15 protein-coding genes and 1 tRNA gene are annotated in these 15,967 nt (G+C 61.3%); 13 read left to right on the plus strand and 3 right to left on the minus strand.

The window, feature by feature from the left end; genetic code table 11:
• Positions 1-60 precede the first annotated feature (60 nt).
• Together KI617_RS17755 and mutM are read right to left on the minus strand one after the other, a co-directional pair.
• Complete coding sequence (locus tag KI617_RS17755) at positions 61-2,010, minus strand: dynamin family protein (RefSeq protein ID WP_226448562.1); 1,950 nt, start codon at positions 2,008-2,010, stop codon at positions 61-63.
• 67 nt (positions 2,011-2,077) lie between these two features.
• Complete coding sequence (mutM, locus tag KI617_RS17760) at positions 2,078-2,911, minus strand: bifunctional DNA-formamidopyrimidine glycosylase/DNA-(apurinic or apyrimidinic site) lyase (RefSeq protein ID WP_226448564.1); 834 nt, start codon at positions 2,909-2,911, stop codon at positions 2,078-2,080.
• 100 nt (positions 2,912-3,011) lie between these two features.
• Between mutM and KI617_RS17765 the strand changes: the two genes are divergently transcribed.
• From KI617_RS17765 to KI617_RS17805, 9 genes are all read left to right on the plus strand, one after another.
• Positions 3,012-4,730, plus strand: a complete 1,719-nt coding sequence (locus KI617_RS17765) for a tetratricopeptide repeat protein (RefSeq protein WP_226448566.1) — start codon at positions 3,012-3,014, stop codon at positions 4,728-4,730.
• Entirely contained in the window at positions 4,727-5,299 is a 573-nt protein-coding gene (gene lolB, locus KI617_RS17770; RefSeq protein ID WP_226448568.1) for a lipoprotein insertase outer membrane protein LolB, read from the plus strand. Before KI617_RS17765 ends, lolB begins: the two co-directional genes overlap by 4 nt.
• The gene (ispE, locus tag KI617_RS17775) at positions 5,296-6,144 is read left to right on the plus strand and encodes a 4-(cytidine 5'-diphospho)-2-C-methyl-D-erythritol kinase (RefSeq protein WP_226448569.1); all 849 of its coding nucleotides are present in this window, start codon (positions 5,296-5,298) and stop codon (positions 6,142-6,144) included. The genes lolB and ispE overlap by 4 nt, the downstream gene beginning before the upstream one ends.
• Positions 6,145-6,218: 74 nt before the next feature.
• Positions 6,219-6,295: transfer RNA gene (locus KI617_RS17780), tRNA-Gln, on the plus strand.
• A gap of 92 nt (positions 6,296-6,387) precedes the next feature.
• A complete protein-coding gene (locus tag KI617_RS17785) occupies positions 6,388-7,338 on the plus strand; it encodes a ribose-phosphate pyrophosphokinase (protein WP_226448571.1) in 951 nt (316 codons plus the stop codon).
• A gap of 123 nt (positions 7,339-7,461) precedes the next feature.
• Complete coding sequence (locus KI617_RS17790) at positions 7,462-8,070, plus strand: 50S ribosomal protein L25/general stress protein Ctc (protein ID WP_226448573.1); 609 nt, start codon at positions 7,462-7,464, stop codon at positions 8,068-8,070.
• Between the two features lie 70 nt (positions 8,071-8,140).
• Positions 8,141-8,719, plus strand: a complete 579-nt coding sequence (gene pth, locus KI617_RS17795; protein WP_226448575.1) for an aminoacyl-tRNA hydrolase — start codon at positions 8,141-8,143, stop codon at positions 8,717-8,719.
• A 25-nt stretch (positions 8,720-8,744) separates the two neighbouring features.
• On the plus strand, positions 8,745-9,836 hold the full coding sequence (ychF, locus tag KI617_RS17800; RefSeq protein WP_226448577.1) for a redox-regulated ATPase YchF: 1,092 nt from the start codon (positions 8,745-8,747) through the stop codon (positions 9,834-9,836).
• Between the two features lie 44 nt (positions 9,837-9,880).
• Positions 9,881-11,629 (plus strand): putative bifunctional diguanylate cyclase/phosphodiesterase, encoded by a 1,749-nt coding sequence (locus KI617_RS17805; RefSeq protein ID WP_226448579.1) that lies wholly within the window; start codon positions 9,881-9,883, stop codon positions 11,627-11,629.
• A gap of 7 nt (positions 11,630-11,636) precedes the next feature.
• Here the strand turns inward: KI617_RS17805 and KI617_RS17810 are convergent, their stop codons facing one another.
• Complete coding sequence (locus KI617_RS17810; protein WP_226448581.1) at positions 11,637-13,136, minus strand: polyamine aminopropyltransferase; 1,500 nt, start codon at positions 13,134-13,136, stop codon at positions 11,637-11,639.
• Positions 13,137-13,233: 97 nt separating this feature from the next.
• On the opposite strand from KI617_RS17810, the gene KI617_RS17815 reads away from it, so the two are divergent.
• From KI617_RS17815 to nusB, 4 genes are all read left to right on the plus strand, one after another.
• The gene (locus KI617_RS17815) at positions 13,234-13,791 is read left to right on the plus strand and encodes a YceI family protein (protein ID WP_226448583.1); all 558 of its coding nucleotides are present in this window, start codon (positions 13,234-13,236) and stop codon (positions 13,789-13,791) included.
• A gap of 102 nt (positions 13,792-13,893) precedes the next feature.
• Positions 13,894-15,003, plus strand: coding sequence for a bifunctional 3,4-dihydroxy-2-butanone-4-phosphate synthase/GTP cyclohydrolase II (gene ribBA, locus KI617_RS17820; RefSeq protein WP_226448585.1), 1,110 nt, complete (start codon positions 13,894-13,896; stop codon positions 15,001-15,003).
• 3 nt (positions 15,004-15,006) lie between these two features.
• Complete coding sequence (gene ribH, locus KI617_RS17825; RefSeq protein WP_226448587.1) at positions 15,007-15,480, plus strand: 6,7-dimethyl-8-ribityllumazine synthase; 474 nt, start codon at positions 15,007-15,009, stop codon at positions 15,478-15,480.
• A complete protein-coding gene (gene nusB, locus KI617_RS17830; protein WP_226448589.1) occupies positions 15,477-15,965 on the plus strand; it encodes a transcription antitermination factor NusB in 489 nt (162 codons plus the stop codon). Before ribH ends, nusB begins: the two co-directional genes overlap by 4 nt.
• Positions 15,966-15,967: the final 2 nt, after the last annotated feature.

The raw sequence follows: 15,967 nt of genomic DNA on the forward strand, positions 1-15,967 counted from the left end.
CGAATTTCGCGGGTTTTTTATTGCCGGGCATTTATTGCCCTCGACCACCGGAATTTGTGATCACGCGGCAGCCAACTCCTGCTGCGTAAGAGGCAGGAGCATTTCCTGAACGCGACCGATGATCTCTTCCAGCGCATCGATCTGCTGCAACAGGTTTTGCTCGACACCATCCAGTTCGGCAATACGATCTTCCAGCGTATCGGTCGCCTGATGAATGCGCTTGATGCTCTCCAGCCGACGTTTCAGCTGGATCTGGTGCTCGCGAACCTGAGTCTCCATCGGCGCCATGATGGCGCGCAACCAGACTTCGGCATCGCGATTGGCGTGCTCGAAGGCCCGGCGAACCTGGACGGCCACTTCCTCGAAGAATTTCTGGGTGATGTTCTTCTTGTCGTGGGTCAGCAGACTGACCATGGTATTCAGGTGATCGTCGCACCAGGCCTGCAGGCGATCGAGTTCCTTTTCATAGCGGAGCAGCGAGAAAGTCGTCGGCGAGCCGAGTTTGAGCCCGTGCTCGACGGCAAATTTCTTGTAGACCGCTTCCATCATCGACAGGATTTCGCTGATTTCGCCATTCGACTTGGCCAATGCGTCGCGCGACTGCGCAAAGAAATGCGCCATGGCATCAGACAGCGTCTTGGAGAAAGCCGCATCGAGCATCGCTTCACGAGTCTCGTGCGTCAGCTGGCGCAACACATCCAGGCCGAGGTGGGCGAACAGCTTGTTGGTCAGCGTCGAGAACACGCTGCGCACGGCGTAGTAGCGCTGCAGGCCGGACTCGAACTCGTCCTTTTCGGAACGCACCTTGCCCATCATGTATTCGACGACGCCCTTGTTCTTGCCGCGCAATTCGGTCAATTCGGTCAATTGCTCGCGCAAGCCGACAAGGCGGGAATCGAGCAGCCCGCGAACGCGGCGACTGACATCGCCGAACTCGCTCTCGGTGCTTTCGCAGACGATATCGCGCTTGGCCGGGATCAGTTCCTTGGACAGCGCCGCTTCAAGTAGCGGCAGGCGGCTCTTTTCGAGCAGCGCGCTATCACCGTTGATCTTGGCGACCAGCCCTTTCTGGGCCGAAACCGGGAAGACCTGAGTCGCCGGCAACTCTAGGATATCGGCGCTGGTGTCCACCTGGCGCTGGATCTCGGCGTCGATTTCTTCAGTGCTCTTCAATTCATCCCACTGAGCGTCGATCTTGTTGAGCACGACCATGCGACCACGCCTGGCCATGCCGCCACCACAGATATGTTCGCGCCAGATCGCCATGTCGGACTGGGTCACGCCGGTATCGGCGGCCAGAATGAACAACACGGCATGGGCATTGGGCAACAGCGACAGGGTCAGTTCCGGCTCGGCACCGATGGCATTCAGGCCCGGCGTATCGAGAATGACCAGACCCTGCTTGAGCAGCGGGTGCGGGAAATTGATCATCGCGTGACGCCAGCGCGGCACTTCGACCAGGCCATCCTCACCCACGCAATACAGTTCGATCTGCCCCTCGCCCACCTCGAAGCCAAGGCGCGAAGCCTCTTCCGACGTTACCCGGGTCGTTTCGCTGACATGGCGCAGAGCATCCTGCATCGCATCCGGCGATTCGGTATCGAGCGCAACCTTGGTCCACTCGTCCGGAAAACGCTTGTATTCGCTGACGCTGGAATTCGACGACCGGGTCTGGATCGGCAGCAGTTCGATGCTCGGCAATTTGTTGCCATCGAACATCAGTTCGGTCGGGCACATCGTCGTCCGGCCGGCCGATGAAGGCAGCATCCGGTTGCCGTAATCGGCAAAAAAGATGGCATTGATCAGTTCCGACTTGCCACGCGAAAACTCGGCGACGAAGGCGACATTCAGCCGATCTTCGCGCAAGCGCTCCAGCAACTGCGTCAGACGCAGATCGCTCTGGGCATCGGAAAGCTCATTTTGATTCAGCCAGCCCTGAAGCTCACCAATATAGTTGGCGAGACGGGAGCGCCAGGCGGTATAGGCAGCAAATTGATTGGCGAGCGACATATTCGGTATTCCCGGGTGCTATCTGAAGCTTCAATTTAGCATAAAAACAGGGGCTTGCAGATAGTATTTAATGCTGACAGGCAGGGCAGTAGTAGGTACTTCGCCCGGCCTGGCGAATCTGCCTGACCACCCCGCCACAACGCAGGCAAGGCTGATTGGCGCGATCATAGACGCCGGCCTGAATCTGGAAACAACCGGCACCACCGTCGCTATGCACATAGTCACGAATACTGCTGCCACCAGCGGCGATGGCATCCGACAGGGTTTCGCGAATAGCCGGCACCAGGATTTCATAGCGCGCCCGGCTGATCCGGTTGGCCGCCCGCAACGGCGAAATGCCGGCGCGAAACAGGCTTTCCGAGGCATAGATGTTACCGATGCCGACCACCATGTGGCTGTCCATCAAGGTCGGCTTGATCGGTCCGCTGCGCCGGGCTATCGCCTCATGCAACCAGTCTGCGGTGAAAGTATCCGACAAGGGTTCAATGCCTTGCGTGGCGAGCAAGGGATGTTGCTCGGCGGCCTCCGGCGACCCCGGCTGCCAGAGCACGACGCCAAAGCGGCGCGGATCGGCAAAGCGCAGGATCTGATCAGCCAGCACCAGTTCGAAATGGTCATGCTTGGCCGGCGGCAGATCGAAGGGCACGAAGCGCAGATTGCCCGACATACCAAGATGAATGATCAGCGTGCCCTGCACGCCGCGCCTCTCGCAATCGAGCAGCAAATACTTGCCGCGCCGGCGAACGGCGATCACCCGACAGCCCGGCAGCAAAGTTGACAGCTCTGGAGGAATCTCGTGGCGCAGCTTGGGCGCACGAATAAACACCCCCTGGATGACCTGCCCCTCAAGCTCCGGCGCCAGGCCTTGGCGACAGACTTCCACTTCCGGCAATTCCGGCATTGCTTGTTCCTCCGACAAATCCCAAATAACATCGCAAACTTATTGGATTCTATGCGCTCCAATCAGTCAGCTTCACGCAAACCTAGACCGAAAGCCGTCCATGCCATCGAAGTTCATCGTCGCCGCCCTCTCCCTCGCCCTGGGTCTCACCCATGGCGGATACGGCCTGGCCGCCGACGAACCGCCCGCCAAGCCGATCGCCAAACGCCTCGCCGCCCGCGCAGCCTCCTCCGAGGACTTGCTGGCCCGTACGGTCTTTCAGGCGCTGGTCGGCGAGTTTGCACTGCAGCGCGGCGATGCCAAACTCGGCTCCGATGCCTGGACCGATCTCGCCCAGCGCACCCGCGATCCCAAGGTGATTGCCCGGGCGACTGAAGTTGCCGGCTTCGCCCGCCAATACGACCGGGCGCTTGAACTCTCCAAGCTGTGGATCGAGGTTGAGCCCAATTCGACACAAGCCAAGCAAACGCAATCTTCCCTGCTGGTGATGACCAACCGGCTTGAAGACCTGGCACCGCAACTGACCGCGCTACTCGAACAGGACAAGGCCAATCTGGGCAGCAACCTGCTACACATGAACCGCATGCTCACCCGGGTCAGCGACAAGAAAGCCGCGCAAGCCCTGATCGATCGCATTGCAGCGCCCTACGACAGCCTGCCGGAAGCCCATTTTGCGATGGCTCAGGCCGCGTCGAACGCCAACGATAACCTGCGCGCCCTGAACGAAACCGAAAAGGCCCTGCAACTTCGCCCGGACTGGGAAATGGCCGCCCTGGCCCGCGCCCAGCTGCAAGCCCGCCAATCCGGCAAGACGGCCATCGACAGCCTCTCGGAATTTGTCAGCAACAATGCCGCTGCCCGCGACGCCCGCCTGACCCTGGCCCGCCTGCTGATCGCCGAAAAACGCTACAGCGAGGCGCGCCAGCACTTCGACCGCCTGATCAAGGACAACCCGGACAGCCCCGAAGTCATCTACCCGGTCGCCATGCTCGCCTTGCAGCAAGGCGACACGACCACCGGCCGCAAGCAGCTCGAACATCTGCTGAGCACTGACTTTCCGGACAAGAGCACCATCCACTTCTTCCTCGGCCAACTCGACCAGGAACAGAAGAAACCGGAAATGGCGCTCGAACATTTCCGCCAGGTTACCGGTGGCGAACAATACATCGCCGCCCGCTCGCGCGCCGCCCAGATACTCCTGCAACAGGGAAAAAGCGAAGAAGCCCGTGAACTGCTGCACAACACCCGCGGCGGCACAGTGGCCGAACGCACCCAGCTAACTCTCGCCGAATCCCAATTGCTGCGCGAAGCCGGGCGCCACAACGACGCCTACATCGTGCTCGACAGCGCCCTGAGCACACAGCCTGACAATCCGGAACTGCTCTACGAAGCCGGGTTGACGGCAGAGCGCATCGGCAAGCCCGAGCTCCTTGAAACCCACATCAAGCACCTGCTGGCGATCAAGCCGGACCATGCCCACGCCCTGAACGCACTGGGCTACTCCTGGGCTGAACGCAACGTTCGCTTGCCGGAAGCCCATGACCTGATCGCCAAGGCCCTCAGCCTGGCACCGGAAGATCCTTTCATCATGGACAGCATGGGCTGGGTACTCTACCGCCAGGGCAAGCTCGCCGAAGCCCTGCAAACGCTTGAACGCGCCTACAAGATCAAGGCCGACCCGGAAATTGCCGCCCACCTCGGCGAAATCCTGTGGACGCTGGATCGCAAGGACGAAGCGCGCCGTATTCTGAAAGAAGCCGCCAAGGCCAACCCGGATAACGAAGTCCTCGCTGGCGCCGTCAAGAAATACCTACCTTGAGCCGCTGCTTTTCACTGCTGCTCGCGGCGAGCCTGCTGGCCGGTTGTGCCAGCAGGCCGCCCGCCCTGCTGCTGCACCGCGACAAGATTCGCGATTTTTCGCTGGAAGGCCGTTTCGCCCTGCGCGTGACGATGCCCGGCCAGGCACCGCAAAACTCCGGCGGCCGCCTGACCTGGACCCACCAGAATCGCAGCGACCGCGTCCTGCTGTCCAGCCCGCTCGGCTATGGCCTGGCAGAAATCGAAACCACGCCGGAACTGTCCCAGCTACGCACCGCCGAAGGCAAGCAGCGTGAATCCACCGACCCCGATGCCCTGATCGAGGAAGTCACCGGCCAGCGCCTGCCAGTTACCCGCATGCCCGCCTGGCTGCTCGGACGCTCTGGCGGCACGGCGCAAATTTCGCCAGACCCGGCCGGCCGCCCCGGAAGACTGATTGAAGACGGCTGGCAGGTCGACTACGCCTACGATGACGAAGCATCCTCGGCCTTGCCGAGCCGACTGAACATTTCACGCAACGGCGAAATCGAACTGAAATTGCGCATCGAAGAGTGGAAAGAAAGGCCGTGAGCGACTGGAACTGGGACAGCAACTGGCCGGCACCGGCCAAACTCAACCTGTTCCTGCACGCCGTCGGCCGGCGTGAGGATGGCTACCATCTGCTGCAAACCGTCTTCCGCTTCATCGACCGTGCCGACACACTCCGCTTCGAGCCACGCAGTGACGGCCAGATCGTTCTCGCCACGCCTATTCCCGGTGTCCCGCCCGACACCGACCTCACCGTTCGCGCTGCCCGACTGTTGCAGCAGGCCGCCGCTTGCCGGCAAGGCGCCACCATCCATCTCGACAAGCAGTTGCCGATGGGTGGCGGGCTGGGCGGCGGCTCTTCCGATGCCGCCACCGTACTGCTCGCGCTCAACCATCTCTGGCAGACCGGGCTGAGTCGCTCTGCGCTGGAAAAACTCGGCCTCAGCCTCGGCGCCGATGTGCCGGTATTTATTCATGGCCGCAACACCTTTGCCGAAGGCGTTGGCGAAGCCTTTACCGATGTCGAGTTGCCGGCAGAAACCTATCTGATTTTGCACCCCGCCGTTCACGTCCCGACCGCGGCCATATTCGGCGCCCCGGAACTGAAGCGCGACACAGCACCGATCCAACCCACCGACTGGCAACACGGACAGGGCCACAACGACCTTGAACCGGTGGCCTGCGCCAAGTTCCCGGCCGTCGCCGAACACCTCGCCTGGCTGAAGCAATATGCCCCACAGGCGATGATGACCGGTTCCGGCGCCTGCGTCTTCGCCGGCTTCAAGACCCGCCGCGACGCGGCTGCCATCCTGGCGCAATGCCCCGCTGGCATGAATGGATGGATCGCTGACGGTCTGGCCGAACACCCGCTCGCAAAAATTCGATAAAGGACTGGATTTCTTCCGACGAGTGCTGTAATATTCGCGCCTCGCTCGGACGCGAACCCGTTCGAGCAACCCGCTGGGGAGTCGCCAAGTTGGTCAAGGCACCGGATTTTGATTCCGGCATTCGAAGGTTCGAATCCTTCTTCCCCAGCCAAAATTTCCTTCGGGCAGGTCACAAGCCTGCCCGATTTTCATTGTGTCGGGCAAATACAGGCGAATATGCTTAAAGTCCGGAGGAACGTGGAAATGGCTTACAACAGCTTGATGGTCTTCACCGGCAACGCCAACCCAAAACTGGCTGCCGATGTCGCAAAACAGCTCAATGTCGACCTCGGTCGCGCCAATGTCGGACGCTTCTCCGACGGTGAAGTCAGCGTCGAATTGCAGGAACACGTCCGCGGTCGCGATATCTTCGTGCTGCAATCCACCTGCGCCCCCTGCAACGACAACCTGATGGAACTGCTGGTTATCGTCGATTCGCTGAAACGCGCCTCGGCTGGCCGTATCACTGCCGCCATCCCGTATTTCGGTTACGCCCGCCAGGATCGCCGCTCGCGTTCCTCGCGCGTGCCTATCGCCGCCAAGCTGGTCGCCAACATGCTCGTCGCCTCCGGCGTCGACCGTGTGCTGACCATGGACCTCCACGCCGAACAGATTCAGGGCTTCTTCGACATTCCGGTCGATAACATCTACGCCCTGCCCATACTGCTCGAAGACATCAAGAAACAGCATTACGAGAACCCCCTGGTCGTTTCTCCGGACCACGGCGGCGTCGTGCGCGCCCGCTCGCTGGCCAAGCGCCTCGAATGCGACCTGGCGATCATCGACAAACGTCGCCCCAAGGCCAATGTTTCCGAAGTGATGAACATTATCGGTGAAGTCGACGGCCGCACCTGCATCATCATGGACGACATGGTCGACACCGCCGGCACGTTGTGCAAGGCCGCCACGGCATTGAAGGCCAATGGCGCCAAGAAGGTCGTTGCCTACTGTACCCACCCGGTGCTGTCCGGCCCGGCGATCGAGCGCGTCAATTCATCGGACCTCGATGCCCTGGTTGTGACCGACACCATTCCGCTGCGTGACGATGCTGCCGCCTCACCACGCATCCGCCAGCTTTCCGTGGCCGAAATCATGGCCGAAACCATACGCCGCATCAGCAACGACGACTCCGTCTCGTCGCTGTTTATTGACTAGTCGCGAGTAGGTGGTCGTTAGTTGTTAGCGGTTTTTGCTAATGACTGACATCTACCGACTAATAACTGTTTTACAACCCTTCCCGTTCTGGTCGCGGACCGGGAAAAACATTGGAGTATCACCATGCAATTCGAACTTAACGCGCAAGCGCGTACGCTGCAGGGAACGGGTGCGAGCCGCCGCCTGCGTCACGCTGCCAAAGTACCGGGTATCGTTTACGGTGGCGAAGCTGCCCCGCAATCGATCGAAGTCGACCACAACGATCTGCTGCTCAAGCTGAAGAAGGAAGCCTTCCATTCTTCCATCATCAACCTCATCGTTGATGGCAAGAAGGAACAGGTTCTGCTGCGCGACACCCAAGTGCACGCCTACAAGCCGCTCGTCCTGCACGTCGACTTCCAGCGCGTTGACTCCACGCACGAATTGCACGTCAAGGTGCCGCTCCACTTCATCAACGAAGAAATTGCCCCGGGCGTCAAGCTCAACGGCGGCCTGGTCAACCACGTGATGACCGAAATCGACGTCCAGTGTCTGGCCGGCGATCTGCCCGAGTTCATCGAAGTCGACCTGTCTGCCCTGAAGGTTGGCGACAGCATTCACCTGTCCCAGCTCAAGCTGCCGAAGGGTGTCAAGATCGTGCACCACACCGCTGATGACTCCGTTGTCGTCGGTATCGTCGGCAAGGGCGGCTCTTCCGAAGAAGCTGCAGCAGGCGAAGCTGCTGCCGAGTAATCTCCGGCCACCCGCAGTAATAGCCGCCGCAGGCATCATGCCGCCGGCGGCTTTTTCGCACTTATAGCCCATGAACGCACCTCGCCTGATCGTCGGCCTCGGCAACCCCGGCCCCGAATACGAAGCCACCCGGCACAACGTCGGGTTCTGGTTCGTCGACCAGCTGGCCGACAAGCTGAAGATCAGCCTTGCCCCGCAGGCAAAGTTCTTCGGCAAGGCGGCGCGCGCCGGCGAAACCTGGCTGCTTGAGCCGACCACCTTCATGAACCGTTCCGGCCAGGCGGTCGCGGCGCTGGCCAATTTCTACAAGATTCCTGCCGCCGAGATTCTCGTCATCCATGACGAACTCGACCTGCCGCCCGGCGGCATCCGCCTCAAGCAGGGCGGCGGCAACGGCGGCCACAATGGCTTGAAGGATATCCAGGCCAAGCTCGGCACACCGGACTTCTGGCGCCTGCGCCTCGGCATCGGCCACCCACGCACCCTGAATCTGGCGCAGCAGGTCGTCGATTTCGTGCTGCACCAGCCGCGCAAGGAAGAGCTGCCGGATATTGAACACGCCCTCGCCCGCTGCCTGCTGGCCTGGCCCAAACTCGCCGCCGGAGACTTTGCCGGCGCTCAACAACAGTTGCACGGCAAAGCCGTTTAGTTGGCAACCCCATAGGAAATACATCATGTCTCTCAAATGCGGCATCGTCGGCCTGCCCAACGTCGGCAAATCCACCCTCTTCAACGCCCTGACCAAGGCCGGTATCGAAGCGGCCAACTACCCGTTCTGCACCATCGAGCCGAACGTCGGCATCGTCGAAGTGCCGGACAAGCGCATGAAGGCCCTGGCCGAGATCGTCAAGCCGCAGAAAATGCAGCCGGCCATCGTTGAATTCGTCGATATCGCCGGCCTGGTCGCCGGCGCCTCCAAGGGCGAAGGCCTGGGCAACCAGTTCCTGGCCAACATCCGCGAAACCGATGCCGTGGTGCACGTCGTACGCTGCTTTGCCGACGACAACGTGGTGCACGTGTCCGGCGGGGTCGATCCGCTGCGCGACATCGAGGTCATCGATACCGAACTGGCGCTGGCCGACATGGCGACCGTCGAAAAGGCCCTGAACCGCTACCGCCGCCCGGCCAGTTCCGGTGACAAGGAAGCCAAGATCCTCGTCGCGGTACTGGAAAAGTGTTTTGCCCAGCTTGACCAGGCCAAGGCCGTACGCGCCCTCGACCTGTCGAAGGAAGAGTGGCTCAGCATCAAACCTTTCTGCCTGATCACTGCCAAGCCGGTGCTCTACGTCGCCAACGTTGCCGAAAACGGCTTCACCAACAACCCGCTGCTTGATGCCGTACGCACCCATGCCGCCGCCGAGAAGGCCGAAGTCGTGTCCCTGTGCGCCTCGATCGAATCGGAAATCGCCGATCTGGACGATGAAGAAAAGGAAATGTTCCTGGCCGATCTCGGTCTCGAAGAACCGGGGCTCGATCGCCTGATCCACGCCGGCTACAAGCTGCTCGGCCTGCAGACCTACTTCACGGCCGGCGTCAAGGAAGTACGCGCGTGGACCATTCACCAGGGCGATACCGCCCCGCAGGCCGCCGGCGTCATCCACACCGACTTCGAACGCGGTTTCATCCGCGCCCAGACCATCGCCTTTGAAGATTTCATCACTTACAAGGGTGAAGCCGGTGCCAAGGAAGCAGGCAAGATGCGAGCCGAAGGCAAGGAATATGTCGTCAAGGACGGCGACGTCATGAATTTCCTGTTTAACGTCTAATCCATGCGTTTAGAATCAGGACATCGATTTAACAGATTGGCTGAATGACAGCATCCGTTGGCGCCGCAGCAATACCTCCAGCCCAGGAAGGGAAACCCCTTTCCAAAGCGGCATTGTTGCGCGCCTACGAGCAAAGTCATGACGCCATTCTCATTACCGACCGCGACAACATTATCGTCGCAGCCAATGGCGCCTTTTGCCAGCTGAGCGGCTATTCGCACGACGAACTGGTGGGCAAGGATCCGCGGATTCTTGCCTCCGGAAATTCGACGGCGGAACTCTATGCGAACATGTGGGACTCGCTAGCCACCAGGGATTTCTGGGAAGGCGAGATCTGGGACAAGCACAAGACTGGCGAGAGTTATACCCGCTGGCTGAAAATTGCTGTCTTGCGGAATGCCGATGGCCAGATCGAAAACTATGTCGCCAATTTCTCCGAGATGGAAGCGAGCAAGGAATACGCCGATCGGCTCGCCTATCTGGCCTACCACGATCCGCTGACCAACCTGCCCAACCGGCTCGCCTTCGAATCCCAACTGGCCCAGGCCCTGCGCGGCTGCGAACGCGACAACCGCCAGCTGGCGCTGATGCTGATTGACCTCGACAACTTCAAGAACATCAACGATACGCTCGGCCATCACGTCGGCGATGAACTGCTGCAGAAAGTTGCCCTGCGCCTGCGCGAAAGCGTGCGCTCCAGCGACCTCGTCGCCCGCATCGGCGGTGACGAATTCGTCGTCGTGCTACCGGAAATCGAATCCCCGCTGACCGCCGCCCGTGTCGCCAACAAGGTGCAGCACAACATGGCCGACAGCTACCGGATCGCCGATCATGTGCTGTATGCCACGCCCAGCATCGGTATCAGCCTGTTTCCGATTGATGGCAGCGATGCCAACACCCTGCTCCGCAACGCCGATACCGCGATGTATCACGCCAAAGACGCCGGGCGCAACAACCACCAGTTCTACACGGCTCGCATGAACGAGGCGGCCGGCGAACGGCTGCACATGGAAAATGAGCTGCGCCAGGCCATCTCGGCCATTTCACCCGACAACAGCGAATTTTCCCTGCACTTTCAACCCCAGGTGCACACGGCCACTGGCCGGGTGCTTGGCCTCGAAGCGCTGTTGCGCTGGAACAACCCGACCTTCGGGCCGGTTTCGCCGATGCGTTTCATCGCCATTGCCGAAGAAACCGGCCTGATCCAGCCGCTTGGCGACTGGGTGATCTGGGAAACCTGCCGACAAATTCGCCAGATGAAGCAGCGGGGCATCGAAGGCGTCCGCATCGCGATCAATATTTCCGCCCAGCAACTGCGCCACGAAAACCTGCTGCTGCTCGTTCGCGGCGCGCTGGCCTGCTACGACCTGCAAGCCGAAGACATCGAACTCGAAGTCACGGAAAGCACGGCCATGCAGAATCCGGAAACAACCCTGTCGATCCTCGATCAGCTGGCCGCAATGGGCATCATGCTGGCCATCGACGACTTCGGCACCGGCTACTCCTCGCTCGCCTACCTGAAGCACCTGCCGATCAAGCGCCTGAAGCTGGATCGCTCCTTCGTCAAGGACATCGAGACCGATGCCAACGATGCCGCCATCTGCACGGCGACCATCGCCCTCGGCCACAGCCTGGGACTGGAGCTCGTCGCCGAAGGAGTGGAAACCGAGACCCAGCGTGCCTTTCTGGCCCGCCTCGGCTGCGACACGCTGCAAGGTTACCTGTACAGCAAGCCGATGCCTTTTGAGGACACCATCGCCTATCTGAAGGCGCACCAGGCCGCGCACCCCTGAGCGATTGCTAGCGGATGACCTTGCGCCACTCAGCCTCGAAGTAGCGCACCAAGACCTGATTATTCAACTGGTTAACCTCGGCCGGAACCCGTGCCATGTCGGCAGGGAAACTGAACATCCCGGGCAGGGTTTCGCTGGTCAAAAACCGGTTTTTCTTCGGATCGATGGCCGGCATCGAAAATTCCTGCCGGCCGGCAATGATGTAGCCCCACTCGCCAAAGGAAGGCACCAGCGCATGGTAGGGCGCCGTCTTGAAGCCGACGCTTTCCAGCGTCGTCACCACGCACCAGTAGGATTGCCGGGCATAGAGCGGCGAGGTCGATTGCACGACGAGCAGGCCGCGCGCCGACAAGCGCTTTTCGAGCAGGCGATAGAAGGCCGAAGTGTAGAGTTTGCCCAGCGCAAAATTGGCCGGATCGGGAAAATCGATAACGATGAAATCGAAGTAATCCTTGCTCTCCTCCAGCCACTGCAGCGCATCGGCATTGACCACCTTGACCCGCGCCGAGCTCAGCGCCCCCTCGTTCAGCGCCACCAGCGCCGGCGCTGAGGCAAACAGATCGGTCATTGCCGGGTCGAGATCAACCAGGGTGACCGACTCGACGCCCGGATACTTGAGAATCTCGCGCACCGCCAGCCCATCGCCGCCACCGAGCACCAGCACGCGCTTCGCCCCCGGCAGGCTGGCCAGCCCGGGATGGACCAGCGCCTCGTGGTAGCGGTATTCGTCATGCGAGGAGAACTGCAAGTTGTTGTTGATGAACAGTCGCAGGTCGTCGCGCCAGCGGGTGACAACGAGGCGCTGATAAGGCGTCGTTTCGGCATGGACGATTTCGTCGGCGTAAAGATGCGCTTCGGCAAAAGTCGTCAATTGTCCGGCCCCGGCAAACCCGATCGCCAGCAGTCCGAACACGCTCCAGCTTTGCACGGCCAGCCAGCGACGACCCGGTAGCTGATCGCGAAAGAGGTGCAGCGCCCACAGGGCCACCGCCACGTTGAGGACCCCGAACAGCAAGCCGGTACGGACCATGCCAAGCTGCGGCGCCAGCACCAGCGGAAAGAGGATGGAGACCGCCAGCGCACCGAGATAGTCGAAAGTGAGCACTTGCGACACCAGATCCTTGAAGGCCAGCTCGCGCTTCAGGATGCGCATGACCAGCGGGATCTCCAGGCCAACCAGCACGCCGACGCCAAACACCGCCAGATAGAGCACCAGCTTGAACGGCCCCGACAGCCAGGTAAAAACCAGGAACAGGCCAATCGCCGAAAATCCGCCAAGCAAGCCGACCATCAGTTCGATCTGGATGAAGCGCCCGATCAAGTCGCGCGTGATGTATTTCGACAGCCATGAGCCGGCGCCCATGGCGAACAGGTAGGTGCCGATCACCGTCGAGAACTGCGTGACCGAATCGCCGAGCAGGTAAGACGACAGGGCGCCGGCAATCAGTTCGTAAGCCAGCCCGCAGGAGGCGATGACAAAAACGGAGAAAAGGAGGGCATGACGCATGGGCGAGGATGCTACAGCGAAATCGCGGGAACGGCTTGGCCAGAGCGCGGTCAGACCAGCATCGCCGTGTGATTTTTGGCCATTTCCCCGACTGATCGTGAGACTCCTCCCTGCCCTGCTTTTCGCCGCCGGCCTACCCCTGGCTCAAGCGGCCGAATACGCCATCGACCCGACGCACACCTACGCCAGCTTCGAAATCGACCACCTCGGCTTCTCGACCCAGCGCGGCCAGTTCAACCGCAGCAGTGGCAGCGTCGAATTCGACCCGGAAGGCAAAGTTGGCCGCATCGACATCCGCATCGATGCGGCCTCGCTCGACACCGGCTTCGACCTGCGCGACGACGTGCTGCGCGGCGAAGGCTGGTTCAACGTCAAAGACTTCCCGGACATCCTGTTTCGCAGCCAGAAACTGGTGTTCAGCGAAGACCGGCTGAGCGCAGTCGAAGGCACGCTGGTCATGCTCGGCGAGATTCGTTCGATGCGCCTGGAAATCAGCCGCTTCAAGTGCGGGCTCAACCTGGCCAACCGCAAGCGCGGCTGCGGTGCTGATGCGACAGGCAGCCTGCGCCGCTCCGAATTCGGCATGAACAACGGGCAACCTTTCATCGGCGATGAAGTCCGTCTGCGCATCCAGGTCGAGGCCTATCTGCCTTGATCTCCGCTCGGCGCAGAATCGCCGGCGCCTTACTAAAGTCATGTGCTAATTGCCTGTTTCTGCGAAAATAGCACCCCTTTTGCTGCTCCCGGATTACCCCCAATGCCCCCCCATCCCGCCATAGCCAGCACCGCCGAAATCGTCACCGAACTCAAGGCCGGCCGCATGGTCATCCTGGTCGATGAAGAAGACCGCGAAAACGAGGGCGACCTCGTCATGGCCGCCGAGCACATCACGCCGGAAGCCATCAATTTCATGGCCAAGTTCGGCCGCGGCCTGATCTGCCTGACGCTGACCGAAGCCCGCTGCAAGAAGCTTGGCCTCGTCCAGATGGCGCGCAACAACAAGACCCAGTACGGCACTGCCTTCACCGTTTCGATCGAAGCCGCCGAAGGTGTCACCACCGGCATTTCCGCCGCTGACCGCGCCCGCACCATCCAGGTAGCCGTCGCCAAGGCTTCGACCGCCGACGACATCGTGCAGCCCGGCCACGTTTTCCCGATCACCGCTCGCGAAGGCGGCGTGCTGGTCCGCGCCGGCCACACAGAAGCCGGCTGCGACCTGGCCGGCATGGCTGGTCTGGAGCCCTCCTCCGTCATCTGCGAAATCATGAACGACGACGGCACGATGGCCCGCCTGCCGGAATTGATGGAATTCGCCAAGGAACACGGCCTGAAGATCGGCACCATTGCCGACCTGATCCACTACCGCGCGGCCTCGGAAACCCTGGTCGAGCGCGTCACCAGCAAGCCGGTGCAGACGGTCCATGGCGAATTCACGCTGCACGCCTATGTCGACCGCGCCAGCGGTGCCACCCATCTGGCCATGGTCAAGGGCGAAATTCCGGCCGACGGCGAAACCGTCGTCCGCGTCCATGAGCCGCTGTCGGTACTCGACTTCATCGACCCGTCCAGCAAGCGCCAGGCCTTCTCGATCGACCAGGCGCAAGCCGCGCTGACCAAGTTCGGCCACGGTGTCATCGTCCTGATGCACCGCCCGGAAGATGGCGAAGCCCTGCTCGCCCGCCTCACCGGCACCGCCCCGAGCGCCCCGACCAAGTGGGACCCGCGCACCTACGGCATCGGCGCCCAGATCCTGCGCGATGTCGGCGTCACCAAAATGCGGCTGCTCTCCAGCCCGCGCAAGATGCCCTCCATGACCGGCTTCGGCCTCGAAGTCACCGGTTTCGTCACCTCACCAGCGGAGCTATAAGCCATGTCCCGGTTTGACAACGTTTACGAATACGACACCAACCTCAGCGGGGCTGGCCTCCGGGTCGGCGTCGTCATGGCCCGCTTCAACCTGCCGGTCTGCGAAGGCCTGCTCTCGGCCTGCATCAACGAACTGAAGCGCCTTGGCGTGGCCGATGCCGACATGACCATCGCCACCGTGCCCGGCGCGCTGGAAATCCCGCTCGTGCTGCAAACCATGGCCCAGAGCGGCAGTTTCGACGCACTGGTGGCGCTGGGCGCCGTCATCCGTGGCGACACCTACCATTTCGAAGTGGTTTCCAATGACGCCTGCCGCGCCATCATGGAAGTCCAGCTCGATACCGGCATTCCCATCGCCAACGGCGTGCTGACCTGCGAAACCGATGAACAGGCCGAAGTCCGCATGCAACCCAAGGGCAGCGACTGCGCCCAGGCTGCCGTCGAGATGGCCAACCTTCAGAAAGCGCTCATCCAATGACCACCTTCCTCAGCGATAGCGAACATCCCCAGGACGTCAAGGCACCGCCGAAATCGGCTCGTCGCCGGGCCCGCGAATTCGTGCTGCAGGGGCTCTACCAATGGCGTGTCGGCGGTGCCGACGAAGCCGCCATCGAAGCCTATGCACCGGAAATGGAAGGCTTCGCCAAGGCGGACCGCGAATTTTTCGTCGGCACGTTGCGCGGCGTCATGGCCCAGCAGGAAAAGCTGATCGAACAGGTCTCCGTGCATATCGACCGCCCGTTCACCGAACTGTCGCCGGTCGAAGCCTGCATCCTGATGCTGGGCAGCTTCGAGATGCTCAACCATGCCGAAACGCCCTACCGCGTGATCATCAACGAAGCCATCGAGCTGACCAAGTCTTTCGGCGGCACCGATGGCCACAAGTACGTCAATGGCGTACTCGACAAGGTCGCTGCCATTCTGCGTCCGGACGAGGTCGCGGCGCGCAAGAAGAGCAAGTAAGC

This window comes from Ferribacterium limneticum, assembly GCF_020510625.1.
In the GTDB taxonomy this organism is placed as follows: Bacteria; Pseudomonadota; Gammaproteobacteria; order Burkholderiales; family Rhodocyclaceae; genus Azonexus; species Azonexus limneticus_A.